Source organism: Flavobacterium sp. UBA2787 (genome assembly GCA_002352205.1).
GTDB lineage: Bacteria > Bacteroidota > Bacteroidia > Flavobacteriales > Flavobacteriaceae > Flavobacterium.
In genome coordinates this window covers 56,147-77,185 of the sequence record DEHZ01000014.1, presented here as the reverse complement: position 1 = coordinate 77,185, position 21,039 = coordinate 56,147, and the positions used below count along the sequence as shown (strand labels likewise).

Genomic DNA, 21,039 nt, shown 5'->3' with positions numbered 1-21,039 from the left:
TTTATTTTGAAATAACGGCTTTAATTTCATCAATAATTCGCAAAGCCAATGCATCTGCTGCTTGTTGCGTTGGAGCTTCCGTATAAATTCTAATTATAGGCTCTGTATTCGATTTTCGTAAGTGAACCCATTCGTTTGCAAAATCAATTTTCACCCCATCAATGGTCGAAATTTGTTCGTGAGCATATTTAGCTGTCATCGCAACCAAAATGGCATCCACATCAATTTCGGGAGTCAATTCAATTTTGTTTTTGCTCATATAATATTGTGGATAGGAAGCACGAAGTTCAGCCACCGTAACATCTAAATTCGCTAAATGCGTCAAAAACAAAGCCACACCTACCAAACTATCACGACCATAATGCGACTCAGGATAAATGATTCCTCCGTTTCCTTCTCCACCAATAATAGCATTCGTTGATTTCATCAATTCCACCACATTTACTTCACCAACAGCACTGGCTTGGTATTTACCGTTGTGTTTTTCCGTAATATCACGTAAAGCTCTTGACGATGACATGTTAGAAACTGTATTTCCGGGAGTTTTACTCAACACATAATCAGCAACTGCCACCAAAGTATATTCTTCGCCAAACATTTCGCCATCATTTGAAATAAAAGCCAAACGATCAACATCCGGATCAACTACAATTCCGAAATCGGCTTTTTCCTTTACAACCAATTCGCAAATATCCCCTAAATGTTCTTTCAAAGGTTCCGGATTGTGAGGAAAATGTCCGTTTGGTTCACAGTATAATTTCACGACTTCCACACCCATTTGTTCTAACAAATTTGGAATAATGATTCCGCCCGAAGAATTTACACCATCAACCACCACTTTAAATTTACGTTTGGCAACGGCTTCAGCATCCACCAAAGGCAAATTCAACACTTCATCAATGTGAATATCCATGTAGGCATCATTCACAGTAACTTCACCTAAACTATCTACATCGGAAAAATCAAATGCTTCACTTTCAGCAATTTCTAAAATCTTTACACCTTCCGCACCATTTAAAAATTCACCTTTTTCATTCAATAATTTCAATGCATTCCATTGTTTTGGATTGTGCGAAGCGGTTAAAATAATTCCACCATCCGCTTTTTCCAATGGAACTGCAATTTCAACTGTTGGCGTAGTTGAAAGCCCTAAATCAATTACATCAATACCTAAACCAATCAATGTGTTCATCACTAAATTATGAATCATTGGACCGGAAATTCGGGCATCACGGCCGATTACGACTTTAAGTTTCGAGTTACGGGTTGCGGATTGCGAGTTTTTTAAAAATGTTCCGTAAGCCGAAGCAAATTTTACTGCATCAACCGGAGTGAGATTATCACCAACTTTTCCGCCAATTGTTCCTCTGATTCCTGAAATTGATTTAATTAATGTCATACTATATTTGAATTGAATTTCTAAATTTTATAAAATTTAATCACAAAGATATAGAAATGAAAGTATCTAAAAGTGATTTAAAATTCAATTTTTCAAGAATTAATTCCTACTTTAGGCAAATGAATTTTTTAGCTCACATCTATCTTTCCGGTGACAACGAACTGCTTCAAATCGGAAATTTTATGGCCGATGGCATTCGTGGCAACGATTATTTGAATTATCCTCCGGAAGTTCAAAAAGGAATTATTTTGCACAGAGCCATTGATACGTTTACTGATGCTCATCCCATTTTTAGGAAGAGTAAGCATCGTTTGCATGAAAAATACGGACATTATTCGGGTGTAATTATCGATATTTTTTACGATCATTTTTTGGCTAAGAATTGGGGCAACTACTCCAATCAGCCTTTAGAGAAAGTGGCGAACGATTTTTATGAAAATTTGCGAAGTCATTATGACATCTTAACCGAAAGAACCAAAGGAATGATGCCTTATATGATTGCCCGAAATTGGTTGGTGAGTTATGCCTCAATTGAAGGTTTATCGATGATTTTATTTCAAATGGACCATCGCACAAAAAACCGAGTTGATATGCATCTTTCAATAAACGAATTACAAGAATTTTATACGGAATTTGAAGAAGAATTCACTGCCTTTTTTGAAGAATTACAAATCCATTGCCAAGAAAAATTAGCTACTTTATGAGAACTATTTCATTACTTTTTTTATTGATTTTAATGGGATGCAAATCGGAGCAAACAACTATTCCAACAGGATTAGTAACCGAAAAAGCGATGGTAGTTTCTGCCCGTCAAGAAGCATCTCAAATAGGTGTAGAAATCATGAAACAAGGCGGAAATGCGTTTGATGCAATGATTGCTACTGAATTAGCTTTGGCAGTTGCCTATCCATACGCAGGAAATATTGGCGGAGGCGGATTCATGGTTTTTAGAAAATTTTCCGGTGAAACTGGGAGTTTAGATTACCGCGAAAAAGCTCCATTAGCCGCTACTTCAAGTATGTTTTTAGATGAAAAAGGAGATGTCGTAAGCGGAATGAGCACCGAATCTGCCAAAAGTACTGGCATTCCCGGAACTATTGCTGGCGTTTTTGCTGTGCATGAAAAATTTGGAACGCTTCCGATAGAAACTATTTTAAAACCGGTAATTGAATTAGCAAAAAAAGGAGTTATCGTAACCAAAAAGCAAGAAGAACGATTGAACTATTATCGAAATGCAATTATTAAAGTAAACGGAAATGAATCGCTATTTTCAAAATCATACAAGGAAAATGACACAATTCGATACTTTGCTTTAGCCAATACATTAGAACAAATTGCCAAAAATGGTCGAGATGAATTTTATAAAGGTGAAACAGCTAAGAAATTAGTTATGTACATTCAAACCAAAGGCGGAATTATAACGTTAGAAGATTTAGAAAAATATCAAGCGGTTTGGCGTGATCCAATTTCAATTGATTATAAAAATTACAAAGTAACTTCGATGGCTCCACCCAGCAGCGGCGGAATTACATTGGGTCAGATTTTAAAAATGATTGAACCGTATGACGTACATACATTGCAACATAATTCGGAAAAGTACATTCAACTTTTGGTGGAAGCCGAACGAAGAGCTTATGCCGACCGGAATCATTATTTAGGTGATCCTGATTTTGTAAAAATTCCGAGTAAAGAACTATTGGATGATGTGTATTTGAAAAGCCGAATGAGTAATTTTTCATTTGATGAAGCGACCAAATCAAGTGATGTTTCAAAAGGAAACGTTCAATTTTCGGAAAGCATGGAAACCACTCATTATTCAATTATTGATCAATTTGGCAATGCAGTTTCTGCCACCACTACAATTAATGATGCGTATGGTTCAAAATTGTATTGCGATGAGTTGGGCTTTTTCTTAAACAATGAAATGGATGATTTTTCAGCAAAACCCGGCATACCAAATATGTTTGGTTTAACTGGTTCCGAAGCCAATAGCATTGCTCCTCAAAAAAGAATGTTGAGTTCGATGACTCCCACCATTATAGAAAAAGACGGAAAACTTTTTATGATTTTAGGAACTCCGGGCGGTTCAACCATTATAACTTCCGTTTTACAAACTTTTTTAAATGTTGCTGCATTTGAAATGAGCATGCAAGAAGCTGTGAATGCTCCTCGTTTTCATCATCAATGGCTACCGGATGAAGTGATTTTTGAACCGGAAAGTTTTTCTAAAGAAATTCTTCAATCGTTAAAGAAGAAAAATTATCTCATCAACGAAGAAGCCACTCCAATTCTTGGAAAAGTCGATGCCATTTTAGTTCTACCCGACGGAAAATATGAAGGTGGAGCAGACAAAAGAGGCGACGATAAAGCAGTTGGTTTTTAATTTTAGTTTTATCTTAGCGGTTTAAAACCGAATTTTCATGCCAAACGAAAAAAAATCAATCTTTAAAACATTTTTCAGAAAGAACTTCAGAAGACTGGAAGGATTTATTTTTTATCTAAAATCATTTCTTTCCCCCAGACAATTTATTTATCTAGCCTGTTTTTTGGTAGGAGTTTCGTCTGCTTTGGCTGTAATTGTTTTAAAAACATTTGCACACTGGGTTTACATTTTTGCACAATACATCGATTCCATTTTTCACTTGCCGTACAGTAACAGTACGCTTCCCATCATTGGAATTGTGCTAACCGCTTTTGTGGTAAAAAAAGTATTGGATGGTTCCATCGAAAAAGGTACTTCTCAAATTATGTATGCCGTTGCAAAAAAGTCAGGCATCATGCCTAAAAAGCAGATGTACGCACAGATTATAACCAGTTCACTTACGGTTGGTATGGGTGGATCGGCCGGATTAGAATCGCCTATCACCATTACAGGAGCTGCTTTTGGAAGCAATTTTGCCCAAAATTACCGTCTGAGTTACAAAGACCGAACGTTGCTTTTGGCTTGTGGTGTGGCTGCCGGAATTGCTGCTGCGTTTAACGCTCCAATTGCAGGAGTTCTTTTTGCAATTGAAGTTGTATTGATGGATGTGAGCATCACAGCATTTATTCCCATCATGATTTCGTCTGCAACCGGAGCAATAGTTTCGGCTGTTTTGTTGAAAGATGAAATTTTATTCACGTTCAGCAAACAATTGGATTTTGATTATCATAACTTACCTTTTTATATTTTGTTGGGAGTAGTTTCAGGCTTTGTTTCCATAAATTATGCCCGAACTTTTAGAAAAATTGAACATCATTTTGAAAAATCAAAACTCAAACCCATACGAAAAGCATTGTACGGAGCTTTTCTATTAGCTATTTTGATTTTCTTTTTCCCTACGTTGTTTGGCGAAGGATATGAAAGTATAAAAATGCTCGCCAATACCAATCCGCAACAAATTTTAGATAATACAGTACTCCAAGGTTTTAAAGATAATATTTGGATTTTACTCCTTTTTGTGGGAGCGACTATGTTAATTAAAGTGTATGCCACAAGTATCACCATTGGAAGTGGTGGAAACGGCGGAAACTTTGCTCCTTCCCTATTTGTGGGTTCTTATTTGGGATTTGTTATTGCTACATTTTTTAACCAAATCGGATTTAAACTTCCAGTAAGTAATTTTACACTGGTTGGTATGGCAGGAATTCTGAGTGGACTGTTCCATGCTCCGCTGACTGCTATATTTCTAATTGCAGAAATTACAAGTGGATATAGTTTAATGGTGCCGTTGATGGTGGTTTCATCCATTAGCTTTGCTATTTCCAAAAGGTATGAACCGTATTCTTTTGATATAAAAAATCTGGCAGCCAAAGGCGATGTATTTACCGATGATCGAGATAGAAATATTCTTTCCGGCATTACACCTTCCAATCTCATTCAAACTAATATTCAAACGTTGAAATTATCAAATTCATTGGAAGAATTAGTAGCGAAAATTTCTTCTCATAATCAATCTGTTTTCCCGATAGTAAATGATAAAAATGAATTGATTGGTATGGTCTATTTTGAAGATATCCGTGCTTATATTTTCAATTCTTATAAAGTAAAATATACAAAAATTCAAGAAATCATGCGTCCTGCGAAGGAACAAATTAATTATGATGAAATCATGGATACCATCATGGAGAAATTTGATCGTACTGAAGAAGATTTTCTTCCGGTTTTAAAAAATAATCAAGTAATTGGTTTGTTATCAAAAACTTCAATTTTAGAAGCTTATCGAATTCGATTGAAGAACATGATTATTGAATAATTTCTTAATATCGGATAGATTTATTTTTTTATCCTACCGATAATTGTATATTTGTGGCGTTATGTGGAAAATTGATACATCATACCGCCCAGAATTTCAATCAACTTTTGAACGATTGTATGAAAAGCTGACTGTTTTAAAACAAAGCAGACCGCTTCCTACCATTGCATTGCAAAAAATCAAAGAATCGTTGACTATTGAATGGACATATAATTCCAACAGTATTGAAGGAAACACATTGACTTTGCGTGAAACTCAAATGGTTTTGCAGGAAGGAATTACCGTAAAAGGCAAATCGCTTCGAGAACATTTTGAAGCCAAAAATCATGAAAAAGCAATTGACTATTTATATTCTTTGGTTGATGAAAGTTATACTTTACGGAGCATTGATATTTTATCATTACACGAATTAGTTTTGCGAATGATTGAAGATGAATTTGCAGGAAGAATCAGAAATGGTGGTGTTCGTATTACCGGAGCCAATTTTGTTCCGCCCAATGCAAATAAAGTTTCAGACTTGTTGGATGAATTAATTGATTTTGTCAATACAAATCCACTTGGTTTGAATGATATTGAATTGGCGACCGTTTTTCATCATAAATTAGTTTGGATTCATCCCTTTTTTGATGGAAATGGAAGAACAGTTCGTTTAGCCATGAATTTATTGCTAATGCGGAAAGGTTTTCCTCCCGCTATCATTTTAAAAAATGACCGAAAGAAATATTACGAAGCACTCAATCAAGCCAATTCCGGTAACTATCAAAAATTAATTTTGTTGATGAGTCAAGCTTTGGAAAGAACGCTGAACATCTATATAAGTTCATTACCAGATAATGATTATGATTTTCAGGAAATTTCCAACATAGTTAGCGAACCAAATGAATTGCCATACGGACAAGAATACATCAGTTTATTAGCCCGTCAAGGAAAAATTGATGCTCATAAAGAAGGTAGAAATTGGTTTACCACCAAAAAAGCTATTGAAGAATACATGGCGAATAGAAAACGGATGAGGTAGTTTTCAGTCGCAGTCTCAGTTAGCAGCAAATCCTGCCAACTGAGACTGTAAACTGAGACTATTTACTCTTCTCTCCCACAAAATAATCATTCGTGCTTTTAAACAACACATTAAATGTAGTTAAACTACCGTAAATTCTTGTAATATATTGTTGCAAATCAACTTTTTCGGATGGGTCGAGGTTACTTGCGTTTACTTTTTGTTCCATCACTCTCAAACGATCTCGAACCATAATAATTTTATGGAAAAAAGTGTCAATTGGCACTTCCTTGTTTTGCGTTGCCGTTCCCGGTTCCATAATTAGTTTTCCGCCTTTCCATTTATCGGCAATCGGAACAATTTGCGAAACATCAGACCATTTTTGCAGTAGATTTTTCAAGGTTCTTTCCACTTCATAAAAACTTACTGAATCTACTTCGTCTTCCAAGGCTTCAATAACTTCAAATTCGCTGTCAACATCAATGGTTTCTAATCCGCTTTCGATAAAAGTTACCCAATAATGTTTGGCCGTAACGTTTGTAACTACTCCTGCTCCGTGTTCCGGATGTTTAATTCTGGAACCAATTCCTAGTATTTTCATATCGTCTTTTAATTTTTTCAAAAATAGAAATTGTTTAACAAATTCTTCTTATCTGTCTGTATAAATCTTGCTGTTAAAATCGTAACTTTGCGTTTTGCCAAAAAATTATGCAACAACCAGACGAAACGATTGAAATTTTAGGAGCTCGGGTTCACAACCTTAAGAACATTGACGTATCCATTCCAAGAGAAAAATTGGTGGTCATTACCGGACTTTCAGGTTCGGGAAAATCATCGTTGGCTTTTGATACTATTTATGCGGAAGGACAGCGACGATACATCGAAACTTTTTCGGCGTATGCCCGACAATTCTTAGGCGGATTAGAACGTCCGGATGTCGATAAAATTGACGGACTTTCTCCTGTAATTGCTATCGAACAAAAAACGACCAGCAAAAGTCCACGTTCAACGGTTGGAACCATTACTGAAATTTATGATTTCTTGCGTTTGTTATTTGCTCGTGCCGCCGATGCTTACAGTTATAACACCGGCGAAAAAATGGTTTCCTATTCTGATGAGCAAATCAAAGAATTGATTATTGAAAATTTCAAAGGAAAACGCATCAATATTTTGGCTCCGGTCATTCGTTCACGTAAAGGTCATTATGCCGAATTATTTCAGCAAATTGCCAAACAAGGATTTGTAAAAGTTCGTGTGAATGGCGAAATTGTTGACATCACAGCCGGAATGAAATTGGATCGATACAAAACCCACGACATCGAAATTGTCATTGACAGAATGCAAATTGATGAAGATGAAAATACTGATAAACGTTTAGCCGATAGCATCAAAACAGCGATGCATCACGGAGATGATGTAATGATGGTGATTGAACACGAAAGTAATGAAGTTCGGTTTTTCAGTCGAACGTTAATGTGTCCGACATCGGGAATTTCGTATCCGAATCCGGAACCAAATAATTTTTCGTTCAATTCGCCCAAAGGTGCTTGCGATCATTGCAATGGATTGGGTACAGTGAACGAAATTAATTTGAAAAAAATTATTCCCAACCCAAAATTAACAATAAAACAAGGTGGTTTTGCTCCGCTTGGCGAATATAAATCGAATTGGATTTTTAAACAATTGGAAACGATTGGCGAAAAATATGGTTTTAAATTAACCGATTCAGTTGATAGTATTTCAACCGAAGCAATGGAAATGATTTTGAATGGCGGAAAAGAAAAATTTTCAGTTCAATCAAAAACATTAGGAATCACCAAAGAATATAAAATTGAATTTGAAGGAATTTCTAATTTCATTAAGAATCAATTTGACGAAAGCAGTTCAACATCCATCAAACGTTGGGCAAAAGAATTTATGGATGAAATTGAATGCCCGAATTGTCACGGTTCTCGATTAAAAAAAGAAGCATTATATTTTAAAATAAACGATAAAAATATCGCCGATTTATCGCAAATGGATATTTCGGAATTAGCAAATTGGTTTATCAGTTTAGACGAAAATTTATCCGACAAACAAAAAGCCATCGCCATTGAAGTTTCCAAAGAAATCAAAGCTCGATTACAATTTTTGTTGGATGTTGGTTTGAATTATTTATCGTTAAATCGAAGTTCTAAGTCACTTTCCGGTGGTGAAGCACAACGGATTCGGTTAGCCACCCAAATTGGTTCGCAATTGGTTGGTGTTTTATATATTTTGGATGAGCCAAGCATTGGATTGCATCAGCGAGATAACGAACGTTTGATTAATTCGTTAGAAAATCTTCGCGATATTGGCAACTCTGTTTTAGTAGTCGAACACGATAAAGATATGATTGAACGTGCCGATTGGGTCATCGATATTGGTCCGAAAGCCGGACGTTTTGGCGGAAGAATCATCAGCGAAGGAACTCCAAAGCAATTGTTGTTAGAAAACACGATGACGGCTCAGTATATGAGTGGGAAGATGAAAATTGAAATTCCCAAAAAACGTCGTGAAGGAAACGGAAAAGTCCTGAAATTATCAGGAGCAACAGGAAATAATTTAAAAAATGTTACGACAGAATTTCCTTTGGGAAAACTAATTTGTGTAACCGGAGTTTCAGGCAGCGGAAAATCTACTTTAATCAATGAAACCCTCTATCCTATTCTGAACGAACACTTTTTTAATGCTGTAAAAAAACCACAACCATTCAAAAAAATTGAAGGTTTGGAACATATTGATAAAGTCATCGACATCGACCAAAGTCCGATTGGAAGAACTCCACGAAGCAATCCTGCTACTTACACCGATGTTTTTTCGGAAATCAGAAGTCTGTTTACGCAAACTCCGGAAGCAATGATTCGCGGATACAAAGCCGGACGTTTTAGTTTTAATGTAAATGGCGGAAGATGTGAAACCTGCGAAGGTTCCGGTGTTCGAACCATCGAAATGAGTTTCTTGCCGGATGTTTATGTGGAATGTGAAACGTGTATGGGAAAACGTTTTAACCGAGAAACTTTAGAAATTCGTTTTAAGGGAAAATCGATTTCTGATGTGTTGAATATGACAGTTGATGAAGCGGTTGAATTCTTTGAAAACATTCCGAAAATATATCGAAAAGTAAAAACAATTCAAGATGTTGGATTAGGCTATATTACATTAGGCCAGCAAAGTACAACGCTTTCAGGTGGAGAAGCTCAACGAATTAAATTGGCTACTGAATTATCTAAAAAAGATACGGGAAATACCTTTTACATTTTAGACGAACCCACGACGGGCTTGCACTTTGAAGATATTCGTGTGTTGATGGAAGTCATCACAAAATTAGTAGATAAAGGAAATACCGTGCTGGTTATTGAACATAATATGGATGTTATCAAGTTGGCCGACCATATTATCGATATTGGTTTAGAAGGCGGAAAAGGCGGCGGAGAAATCATTTGCAAAGGAACTCCGGAAGAAATTGTGAAAAACAAAAAAAGCTTCACAGCCCAATTTCTAAAAAAAGAATTACTTTAGCACGTTTGTTTAATTAAAAAATAGAAGAAAATGTCAGTACATAATTACGAAAATGAAGATGATAGAATCCAGGCTAAATTCAAACAGAAAAACTGGAATGAAATAAGAACAAATGATTCTTGGGCGATTTTTAAAATCATGTCCGAATTTGTAAATGGTTACGAGAGTATGGCCAGAATTGGTCCGTGTGTATCCATTTTTGGATCTGCGAGAACAAAACCGGGCGAAAAATATTATGAATTAGCCGAAAGTGTAGCATATAAAATTAGTAAAGCAGGTTATGGTGTAATAACCGGCGGTGGTCCGGGAATTATGGAAGCAGGAAATAAAGGAGCTCATCGAGGCGAAGGAACTTCGGTTGGATTAAATATTGAATTGCCTTTTGAGCAACATTTTAATCCATATATTGATAAAGATAAAAATTTGAATTTTGATTATTTCTTCGTTCGAAAAGTAATGTTTGTCAAATATTCGCAAGGATTTGTAGTAATGCCCGGCGGATTTGGGACATTGGATGAATTGTTTGAAGCCATCACCTTAATCCAAACCAAAAAAATTGGTAAATTTCCAATTATTTTGGTGGGAACAGAATATTGGTCAGGTTTATTAGATTGGATAAAAAATGTAATGATTGACAAGCAGAAAAATGCAAGTCCGGATGATATGAACCTAATCAAATTAGTTGATACCGAAGATGAAGTAGTTGAAGTGCTCGATGCATTCTACAAAAAGTACAATTTGAGTCCGAATTTCTAAACATAAAAAAACCGCAAATTTCAATTGAATCTGCGGTTTTTCTTTTCTAAAACGAATCTATAAAGTAGGTTCGTTTTTTATTTTATGATGATTTTCTTAGTCAATTTTTGATTATCCGTTTCGATGTTCATCAAATACATTCCTGAAGCTAAATTCAAATTCAATTGCGTAAATCCGTTAATTTTAGATTGATAAACTTGAACTCCTTCCAATGAAAAAATTGTCACATTCGCATCATTTTCAATTCCACTGATATTGATTTCATCTTTTGCAGGGATTGGATACACTTTTACATCACTAAAATTATTATCCTCTAAACTTAACGGAGCAAACCATTGATCACCAAAATTAGAACCAAAAATATAGTTAGCTAATTCCGGATAATCGATGAACGGATTGCGGTTCATTTGCCAAGTATAAATGTAATTATTTCGATTCATTTCGAAATCATCCGAAGGATCAGTTTCATTCCACGTTAACAAAGAAGCTAAATCACCCATTTGACCCATTGTATTGTCTGGCGGATTTCCATTCACTAAATTCAAACCATTGTAACGAACAGCCATATAAAACAGAGAACGAGCCACATCACCTTTCCAAGAACCTACATTTCCATTAGGACCATTGTAATCGCTTAATCCATAATCACGGTTTCCTCTAGAGCTATTTTCCTGTCCATCTTCTGCTCTTAAGTGATGAGCATCAGAATGTCCGGTTAGAATATCATCTGCATTAGTTGGTAACCAAATATCAATACCGTCTGGAAACGAAGAAGTTCCTCCCGAAAAACCACCTCTTGATTGAGGCCAAATGTGTTCACGATTCCAAAAGCCAACAATACTTGCTCCGGTTTGGTAGTCAATTTTTGTTTGCGGACGTTCCACATACATTAACCAAACTTGATTATTGTTTGCCGGATTTTGATCGGCGTTGAATAAAATTTCAACTACATCTCCATAGGAATGAGCACGAACAACATTCGGATCAGCAATAATATCTTGAACTGCTTGTTTTAATGCTGCTCCTGAAAGACCTTCTAAAGAATCATAATAACCTGCCGGTGCAGTGCTATTAACATTACCAAAGGTTGGAACCATTGGTGTTCCCCAATCGGATTCTTGAAAATTAACATCCAACACACGAACTATTACACTATTGTTTAATGTGATATATCCTTCAGGCAAAGAACCAACAACAATAGACATTTCTTCATCACCATCATTAATTCCGTCATTTGTAACTTGAATTTGTGTTGATGCAGATGAACTTCCCATAGGAATTGTTAAAGAAAGATTTCCTGTAAAATCGGCTGTTGTAAATGTTCCGTTGTTTAGGTTTAAAGTGAAATTTAACGTTTCAGCAACCGGAGTATCTGTTTCAAAAGAAATTGTTACACTTTCACCTTCATTGACTAAAGATGTAGATGTTATCACTTCAATACCATTATAAACAATTCCGCTTCCATCATTATTTGCTCGTGGAGTTGGTGCTTTTACTTCATAAGTACCATCATTTTTTCTTTGAATAGATTGAGAAGCAGCTAAGCCATTCGCATTTTCATTAGTTTGAACAAAAATATTCAATGCGTTTTGAAGAGCTGTTGCTTGAGTAGCATTATTACCATAAATCAAAGCGTCAATCAAATTTGTAGTTGTTGCCGGAGTATCAATAGGGAAAGTATCAATAACATCTTGGTAAATGGCTATTGCATCCGGACCGTTTTGTACAGTATTTTGAGGAAAAAGTCTGGATGGCGATGGATTAACCTGCGAATTTCCTAAAAGAACAATCCCATTTCCATCTGTTACTAAACCATTTAAGTCAATCGTATAGTAGCTTAAAGTACCTGAGCCGGAACCACCATTAAAAAGAACTAGTATGTAGCCATCTAAAGCAAAATAAGGCGTTTCCGATTTTAATTCTATAATTTCTAAAACGTCAAGGCCAGGAGTATCTGCGTCTACTTCATTAATTACCACTTGCGAATAGAAACAAAATGGCAATAGAAGGCAGACCCAAAGATGTAATCTTTTTGTCATAAGTATTTAGTTTGGACAAATTTACTGAATTTAAGCTGAAGAGGTGGTATTTTTAACAATTTAAACATTTTAATAACATTTTGATGCAAATAATTTAATATCTTTCAACCTAAAAAATTGCAGTTGAATTCTTTTATTAAAATTATCTTTTGCCTTTCTACTTTGTTGATTGGTAAGTGTTTATTTGCTCAAAACAGTAACTCACTTTATGTTGAATTGCTTCCGGAACAAAAATCACTAACCGTTCAACAGGAAATTATTTTTCAAAATACAGGAACAGACAGTCTTAGTAAAATCATTTTGAATGATTGGAATAATGCCTTTTCAGATAAAAACACGCCGCTTGCCAAACGTTTTTCGGATGAATTTGTAAGAAGTTTTCATTTGGCTAAACCATATGAAAGAGGAAATACATCCGATTTAACCATTATTCATGAAAACAAATCATTTTTAAATTGGTGCCGACCCGAAAGGCATCCGGATTTGATAGAAGTAACACTAAGTGAAAAGTTAGGTCCAAATGAAAAAGTTAAATTCAACCTCACCTATCGTGTTAAAATTCCAAGTGATAAATTCACTAAATATGGTTATACTAACGAAGGTGGTTTTAATCTTAAAAATTGGTTTTTAACTCCTGCAAGATTTGAAAACAATGAGTTTTGCATGAATAGTAATTATAACGTAGATGATATAACTAATGCTCCATCTGATTATAATGTCACTTTCAAAACACCACAAAATCAAAAGCTTTTTACTGACTTGACTTTTATTTCATCTGAAAAAAATGGAAAACATACCATTTATACCTTAGAAGGAAAAGACAGAGTGGATTTCAGCATTTATACAGAAGAAATCATCTCTTTCAATCGTTATAAAAATTCAATCGCTGATGTTTATACCAACCTAAAAGACAATCGCCTTGATGATATTCAAAAAGCTGTAATTATTGATAAAATTGTAAAATTTGCTAATGAAAATATTGGTTCATCCAGTAACTCAACCATAATTGTATCGCAAGCTGATTATGAACGAAATCCATTCTATGGATTAAATCAACTTCCTGCTTTTATCAGTCCCTATCCTGATAATTTTTTATATGAAATTAAGTTTCTAAAAACCTACGTAAACAGATATTTAAAAAATAATTTAAAGCTTAACGCTCGCGAAGATAATTGGATTTATGATGCAATTCAGGTGCACATTATGATGAAATATATTGATGAACATTATCCTGACATGAAAATGATGGGAAACATCTCTAAACTCAAAATTCTTAAAGGTTTCAACTTATTTAATTTAGATTTCAACGAACAATACAGTTATTATTATTTGTTGATGGCCAGAAAAAATTTAGACCAGCCCATCGGAAATCCCAAAAATTCTTTGCTTAAATTCAACGAACAAATTGCCGGAAAATATCGTGCCGGTTTAAGTTTAAAATACCTTGATGATTATTGTGGAAATAATTTAGCCTCCAAAAGTATTCATTCGTTTGTAGAATTAAACCGCAACCAACAAACCTCAGAAAAAGATTTTGAAAACATACTTAGGCAAAATTGTCCAAACAACATCGATTGGTTTTTTGATACGATTATAAATTCCAGAGATATTGTTGATTATAAGTTCACAGATGTTTCCAAAACAGAGGACAGCATTACTTTTACAGTTCGAAATAAAACCGGAGTAGTTGTTCCAATCCCTATTTTTGGTTTAAAAGAGGGTAAAGTTGTATTTAAAGAATGGCTTCAAAATATAAAAGGCGACAGTACTATCACAACGAGTCGAAACGATGCCGACCGGATTGTGCTGAATTATGAAAACGAAGTTCCTGAATATAATTTACGAAATAACTGGAAATCGCTCAAAGATTATTCGTTTAATGACCGACCTCTTAAATTTAATTTTTTAAAAGATCTCGAGGATCCTTACCATAACCAGATACTCTATGTGCCAACCTTGGAATACAATCTTTACAATGGATTGATGCCCGGAATGCGTTTTCACAATAAAACTTTTTTAGACAAGCCCATAATTTTTGATGTTAATCCTGCTTACTCAACTTTAACTCAAAAAATGATTGGAAACTTTCGTGTTGTTGGGAATCAATTTCGAAGAGAAAGCAACATTTACCTCATTCGTTACCAGTTTTCAGGTCAATTCTTTGATTATGCACAGGATGCCAGCTACATTCGTTTTAATCCGATGATACAGTTCTTCAAGCGGCCGGATAACTATCGCGATAACAGAAAAGAATCACTTATGATTAGACAAGTTATTGTTGAACGAGAGGAATCACCGTTTGTTTCGCTTGAGGGAAGAAATGAAAATTATTCCATTTTTAACATTCGGTATTTTAATGTAAAAACGGAAGTAAAAAATCATTTTGGCTTTAGAACAGATTTACAAATAGCCAATTCCTTCGGAAAAGCTTCCGTTGAACTCGAATACCGAAAACTTTTTGAAAGTAACAGACAAGTCAATCTTCGTTTTTATGCAGGATCATTTTTATACCGAAAAACAAATTCCGATTTCTTTAGTTTTGCATTAGATCGACCAACCGATTATATGTTTGATTATGGTTTGTATGGACGCTCTGAAACATCCGGTTTATTCAGTCAACAATACATTGTTGCCGAAGGTGCTTTTAAATCACAACTCGATACACCTTTTGCCAATCAATGGATTACAACTTTAAATACAAGCGTTAATATTTGGAATTGGATTGAAGTATATGGCGACATAGGTGCTTTAAAAAACGAAAACGAATCCGCCAAATTTGTCTATGATAGCGGAATCCGATTAAATTTAGTTACCGATTATTTTGAACTTTATTTCCCAATTTACTCTTCCAACGGTTGGGAAGTTGATAATAAAAATTACGGAGAACGCATCCGATTTATGGTAACTTTAAGTCCGAATGTGTTAGTCAGTTTATTTACTCGAAAATGGTTTTAATTGATTGAAAAATCTCTAATAAATTACATTTTATTCATCAATACGAGTATTTTTCAATTAAAAATACAAACATACATCCCATATCAACATTTTTTTTATCAATAGTATAAATTTATTTTTATCTAGATTGTATTGTTTTTCCAAGTTTTTACTTAAATTTGTTCATTACAAGAATTTTTTTGACTTATGACAGCACCAGAAACCAAACAAGCCATGACGTTTGAAGATTTCCGAACAGAAGTTTTAAACGACTACAAAATTGCAATTACCAGTAGAGAATGTTCCCTTTTAGGGCGACGTGAAGTGCTGACCGGAAAAGCCAAATTTGGTATTTTTGGTGATGGTAAAGAAGTACCGCAATTGGCCATGGCAAAAGCGTTTAAAAATGGTGATTTCCGTTCAGGTTATTATCGCGATCAAACGTTTATGATGGCAATTGGTCAGTTAAACATTCAACAGTTTTTTGCCGGATTATACGGTCATACCGATTTGGAACACGATCCAATGAGTGCCGGTCGACAAATGGGCGGACACTTTGCTACGCATTCACTTGACGAAAACGGAAACTGGAACGATTTAACCAAACAAAAAAATTCAAGTGCCGACATCTCTCCTACTGCCGGACAAATGCCGCGATTGTTAGGATTGGCTCAGGCTTCTAAAATTTATAGAAATGTATCGGTTTTACCGAAAAAAAATAAATTCTCCGATAACGGAAACGAAATAGCTTGGGGAACGATTGGAAATGCAAGTACTTCCGAAGGTTTGTTTTTTGAAACTATCAACGCAGCCGGTGTTCTTCAAGTGCCAATGGTCATGAGCGTTTGGGATGACGAATACGGAATTTCCGTGCATGCTCGCTACCAAACCACCAAAGAAAATATCTCCGAAATCCTAAAAGGTTTTCAACGAGACGAAGACAATAAGGGGTACGAAATCATGAATGTGTTAGGATGGGATTATGCCGCTTTGGTAGGAACCTATCAACGTGCCGCTCAAATTGCTCGCGAAGAACACGTTCCGGTTTTAATTCACGTAAGCGAATTAACGCAACCGCAAGGTCACTCTACTTCGGGAAGTCATGAACGCTACAAAAATGCAGAACGATTAGCTTGGGAAGCCGAATTTGATTGTTTGGCTCAAATACGTTTGTGGATGATCGCCAACAACATTGCCACTGCCGAAGAAATTGATGAAATTGACAATGTAACTAAAAAAGAAGTTTTAGAAGGCAAAAAAGCGGCTTGGACAGCGTTTGTGGAACCTTTCAAAAAAGAGCAAAACGAATTAGTTGCTTTGTTGGAAAGTATCGCTTCCACAAGTGTGAACCGAGTTTTTATTCAAAAATTTGCCAACGACTTAAAAGATATTAAAGAACCGATTCGCAAAGATATAATCACCACAGCCCGAAAAGTGCTACGCATGATAGTGGGAGAAAAATCGCAACCGCAATTGGCAACGTGGATTAAAAACTACATGTCAAAAATCCAACCGAAATTCAGTTCGCATTTGTTTTCTGAATCGGCTCAACAAGTAACTTCGGTAAAGGAAGTATTACCAACTTATGATGCGTCTGCCGAAGAGGTAGATGCTCGTTTAGTACTTCGTGATAACTTTGATGCCATTTTCAGCAAACATCCTGAAGTCTTGATTTTTGGAGAAGATTCCGGAAACATTGGCGATGTAAACCAAGGTTTAGAAGGTATGCAAGAAAAATTTGGCGAAATGCGTGTGGCCGATGCCGGTATTCGTGAAGCCACCATTTTAGGACAAGGAATCGGAATGGCCATGCGTGGCCTCCGCCCTATTGCCGAAATTCAATATTTAGATTATCTGCTGTATGCCATTCAAATCATGAGTGATGATTTGGCAACATTACAATACCGTACCAAAGGCCGTCAAAAAGCACCCTTGATTATTCGTACTCGTGGACATCGTTTAGAAGGCGTTTGGCATTCCGGTTCACCAATGGGAATGATTATTAATGCCGTTCGTGGTATTCACGTGTTGGTGCCTAGAAACATGACCAAAGCAGCAGGATTTTATAACACTTTATTAGAAACCGACGAACCGGCTTTGCTCATTGAGTGTTTGAACGGATATCGTTTAAAAGAAAAAATGCCAACCAATTTAGGAGCGTTTAAAACGCCAATTGGTGTGGTGGAAACTATCAAAAAAGGAACAGATATTACCATCGTTTCCTATGGTTCAACGTTACGTTTAGTAGAGCAAGCTGCAAAAGAATTGTTAGAAGTTGGAATTGATTGCGAAATCATTGATATACAATCACTTTTACCATTTGATATCAACCATGACATTAAGAAAAGTTTAGCCCAAACAAACCGTCTTTTAGTGGTAGATGAAGACGTTCCGGGAGGTGCTTCTGCGTTTATCCTGCAACAAGTCTTGGATGTGCAAAACGGCTATGATTATTTAGACAGCAAACCACAAACATTGGCTGCCCAACCCCACCGTCCAGCGTATGGAACAGATGGCGATTATTTCTGCAAACCTTCTGCTGAAGACATCTACGAAAAAGTATATGCTATGATGCACGAAGTCAATCCAAAAGAATTTCCATGTTTATATTAAAGCTATATTGAAAACCGCTAATTGGCGGTTTTTTTTATACTTTTTTTGGGGCGTTCCCCTCCGCAAGCTACGGGTCGGGCTATCCGCTGCAAGTCCTCACTCGTCGTGCCTCCTCGCTGTGGGCTTTTCGCTTCTATCCCTAACGCGAATGAGTGCTAATAAGAAACTTATTTTTAAAATTCAATTTGATTCTTTACGATCTTACTCAAAACAACAGAAATTTATACGCACGTTGGCACCAAAAATATTCAACAAATAAAAAGTCCGTTTGATGATCTGTAAGATTTTTTTATTAAATTTGAGAAAATAAATCTGACGATTGTCAGACATATAGACCCAATTTGGGGTAAATAAGTCTGATTTTGTCAGACATATATATAAGTTACCGGCAAGCTTAAACCAGCTATGAAAAAAATCAGTATTCTTTTCGCACTCTTTATTATTCTACTTTCTTGTACCAAACAAGAACGTAAAATAGAAATCTACTTACTGAAATCAAGAGCAGAAAACATTAAAGGGATTCCTTTGAAAGAATATATAAAAAATGTGGAATGGAAAATTGACACAGCAAATTTTAAATATGTAACGTATGACACAATAGAAAAGAATTTTGTTTATGCTGGTGAATTTGACATTTCAAAAAGTATTTTAGAAGACAAACCTTTTATTGAAGACGAGGAAATTGAATATCTTGATTTAAAAAGAAATATAATTGTATTCAAAAAATCTGCTGGAAGAAAAATTGGCTCATTAAAAGGCAAAATGACAGAAGGTCATCAATTTGTAATTACTGAAAACGGAATTCCAATATTTGGCGGTTATTTTTGGAGTATTTTTTCATCTTATAAAAATAATTGGAATACTATTCTTCATGTTCATCAAATTAAAAGTCATGAACCAAAAGAAGATAGTGAATATCCTATTTTTATAGAAAATGGAATGAATGAACCTGACAGCAAAATTGATTTTAAAAAGCATCCAAAGCTGATTGAGGCTTTAAAAAAATCTAACAAAATAAGGGAATAAAGCCAGCCGGTAACAACTGTTTTGCCTAATGCTGGCTAATTTACTAACTTTAAACGTCTTACAATAATAAACTAAAGGCTTAACTGACAGTGACGGACTCCAAAAACCAGCACTAGGCAAAGCAGCAATACGTTGTAAAACATTAAAGCAAAAAAATGAAAAAATTAAAAATCTATCACTTACTTATTTTATTACTAATTTTTGGTTGTAGTTCAGATGATGATTCGAATAACAACACACAAAATATTGCAGAAGACATAGTTGGAATATGGAATCTAACCGGGTATTCAAGTAATTCAAATACAATCGAAACAGGACGAATTGTTACAGAAAGTTTATCAAGTTCGGATTACAGTCTTGAATTCACTGATAATCCAAAGGAGATTAATGTAAATGGAACATTGGAAGTTCTAGTTGAAGAAACGAATAATGGAAACACAAGTGATTTTACTTATCTTGTAAACGGTAATTTTGATGAAGGATTTCATACTGGTGAATGGCGAATAGAAAACGGTAATTTAATAACTCGCTCTTTTGAAAACGACCCGAATGAAGAAGGTGCATTTGATTTAATTACAGAAATTGTTGAATTGACATCTAATAGTTTGATTTTGAAAATTGACAATGCTCAGTATAGTTCTGAAAACAGTACCCAAACTGGAATTAGAACATTAACTTATTCGAAACAATAAGGTTTTAAACATTTGCTATAGCAAATTCAGGCCAAAGTACTAAGATGAAACTAATTACATAAGAATTAAAAGAATAGATTTTCTAAAAAATATCACTATCCCCTTTACCCTCTCGAATCACAACCGGCTCTCCTTCTGATAAATCAATAATGGTAGAAGGTTGATTATCGCCATAACCTCCATCGACTACAACATCAACAAGGTTTTGCCATTTCTCAAAAATGAGTTCGGGATCTGTGGAATATTCCAACACTTCATCATCATCATGAATAGAAGTTGATACAATTGGATTGCCCAATAACTTGACGATTTCAAGTACAATATTATTATCAGGCACACGAATACCAACCGTTTTTTTCTTTTTAAATTCTTTTGGTAAATTGTTATTTCCGGGAAGAATAAAAGTATAAGGGCCAGGCAAAGCACGTTTCAGAATCTTAAAAGTAGCCGTGTCAATTTGTCGCACATAATCAGAAATATTACTCAAATCATGGCAAATGAATGAAAAATTAGCTTTTTCGAGTTTTATACCTTTAATTTTTGCAATGCGTTCCAAAGCTCTGGTGTTGGTAATATCGCAACCCAAACCATAAACCGTATCGGTAGGATAAATTACTAATCCGCCATCTTTTAAAACTTTAACCACTTTGGCAATGGCAGCTTCGTTGGGATTCTCCGGATATATTTTAATAAATTGAGCCATAGGACAAATTTAAACAAGTTAATACTTATACAGTATAATTATTAATGTATTTTTTCAAAATAAAAAAGCATAAAAAAACCCTACCGAAGCAGGGTTTTAAAGTTT

The 21,039-nt window shown here is 35.2% G+C and carries 14 protein-coding genes; 10 read left to right on the top strand and 4 right to left on the bottom strand.

Going from position 1 to position 21,039, the window contains the following annotated elements:
- Window position 1: 1 nt before the first annotated feature.
- Complete coding sequence (gene glmM, locus B4N66_RS12565) at window positions 2–1,399, bottom strand: phosphoglucosamine mutase (protein ID WP_291095189.1); 1,398 nt, start codon at window positions 1,397–1,399, stop codon at window positions 2–4.
- Window positions 1,400–1,518: 119 nt separating this feature from the next.
- On the opposite strand from glmM, the gene B4N66_RS12560 reads away from it, so the two are divergent.
- The 4 genes from B4N66_RS12560 to B4N66_RS12545 all read left to right on the top strand — a co-directional run bounded on the left by B4N66_RS12560 (window position 1,519) and on the right by B4N66_RS12545 (window position 6,652).
- Window positions 1,519–2,103: an ACP phosphodiesterase gene (locus B4N66_RS12560; RefSeq protein ID WP_291095304.1), complete on the top strand. Its 585-nt coding sequence runs from the start codon at window positions 1,519–1,521 to the stop codon at window positions 2,101–2,103.
- Window positions 2,100–3,782: a gamma-glutamyltransferase gene (gene ggt / locus B4N66_RS12555; RefSeq protein WP_291095188.1), complete on the top strand. Its 1,683-nt coding sequence runs from the start codon at window positions 2,100–2,102 to the stop codon at window positions 3,780–3,782. The genes B4N66_RS12560 and ggt overlap by 4 nt, the downstream gene beginning before the upstream one ends.
- A 37-nt stretch (window positions 3,783–3,819) precedes the next feature.
- Window positions 3,820–5,634, top strand: coding sequence for a chloride channel protein (locus tag B4N66_RS12550; protein ID WP_291095187.1), 1,815 nt, complete (start codon window positions 3,820–3,822; stop codon window positions 5,632–5,634).
- A 61-nt stretch (window positions 5,635–5,695) separates the two neighbouring features.
- On the top strand, window positions 5,696–6,652 hold the full coding sequence (locus B4N66_RS12545; protein ID WP_291095186.1) for a Fic family protein: 957 nt from the start codon (window positions 5,696–5,698) through the stop codon (window positions 6,650–6,652).
- Window positions 6,653–6,710: 58 nt separating this feature from the next.
- Here the strand turns inward: B4N66_RS12545 and B4N66_RS12540 are convergent, their stop codons facing one another.
- A complete protein-coding gene (locus tag B4N66_RS12540) occupies window positions 6,711–7,232 on the bottom strand; it encodes a hypothetical protein (protein ID WP_291095303.1) in 522 nt (173 codons plus the stop codon).
- Window positions 7,233–7,339: 107 nt separating this feature from the next.
- On the opposite strand from B4N66_RS12540, the gene uvrA reads away from it, so the two are divergent.
- The gene (gene uvrA, locus B4N66_RS12535) at window positions 7,340–10,171 is read left to right on the top strand and encodes an excinuclease ABC subunit UvrA (protein ID WP_291095185.1); all 2,832 of its coding nucleotides are present in this window, start codon (window positions 7,340–7,342) and stop codon (window positions 10,169–10,171) included.
- 30 nt (window positions 10,172–10,201) lie between these two features.
- Window positions 10,202–10,927 (top strand): TIGR00730 family Rossman fold protein, encoded by a 726-nt coding sequence (locus B4N66_RS12530; RefSeq protein ID WP_291095184.1) that lies wholly within the window; start codon window positions 10,202–10,204, stop codon window positions 10,925–10,927.
- Between the two features lie 77 nt (window positions 10,928–11,004).
- On the opposite strand, the gene B4N66_RS12525 is transcribed toward B4N66_RS12530, so the two are convergent.
- A complete protein-coding gene (locus tag B4N66_RS12525) occupies window positions 11,005–12,966 on the bottom strand; it encodes an endonuclease (protein ID WP_291095183.1) in 1,962 nt (653 codons plus the stop codon).
- Between the two features lie 123 nt (window positions 12,967–13,089).
- Between B4N66_RS12525 and B4N66_RS12520 the strand changes: the two genes are divergently transcribed.
- The 4 genes from B4N66_RS12520 to B4N66_RS12505 all read left to right on the top strand — a co-directional run bounded on the left by B4N66_RS12520 (window position 13,090) and on the right by B4N66_RS12505 (window position 20,231).
- Window positions 13,090–15,921, top strand: coding sequence for an aminopeptidase (locus tag B4N66_RS12520; protein ID WP_291095182.1), 2,832 nt, complete (start codon window positions 13,090–13,092; stop codon window positions 15,919–15,921).
- A gap of 186 nt (window positions 15,922–16,107) precedes the next feature.
- Window positions 16,108–18,513 (top strand): alpha-ketoacid dehydrogenase subunit alpha/beta, encoded by a 2,406-nt coding sequence (locus tag B4N66_RS12515; RefSeq protein ID WP_291095181.1) that lies wholly within the window; start codon window positions 16,108–16,110, stop codon window positions 18,511–18,513.
- 405 nt (window positions 18,514–18,918) lie between these two features.
- Window positions 18,919–19,539 (top strand): hypothetical protein, encoded by a 621-nt coding sequence (locus B4N66_RS12510; RefSeq protein WP_291095180.1) that lies wholly within the window; start codon window positions 18,919–18,921, stop codon window positions 19,537–19,539.
- Window positions 19,540–19,694: 155 nt separating this feature from the next.
- A complete protein-coding gene (locus B4N66_RS12505) occupies window positions 19,695–20,231 on the top strand; it encodes a hypothetical protein (protein ID WP_291095179.1) in 537 nt (178 codons plus the stop codon).
- Between the two features lie 82 nt (window positions 20,232–20,313).
- Here the strand turns inward: B4N66_RS12505 and B4N66_RS12500 are convergent, their stop codons facing one another.
- On the bottom strand, window positions 20,314–20,934 hold the full coding sequence (locus B4N66_RS12500; protein ID WP_291095178.1) for an L-threonylcarbamoyladenylate synthase: 621 nt from the start codon (window positions 20,932–20,934) through the stop codon (window positions 20,314–20,316).
- Window positions 20,935–21,039 lie beyond the last annotated feature (105 nt).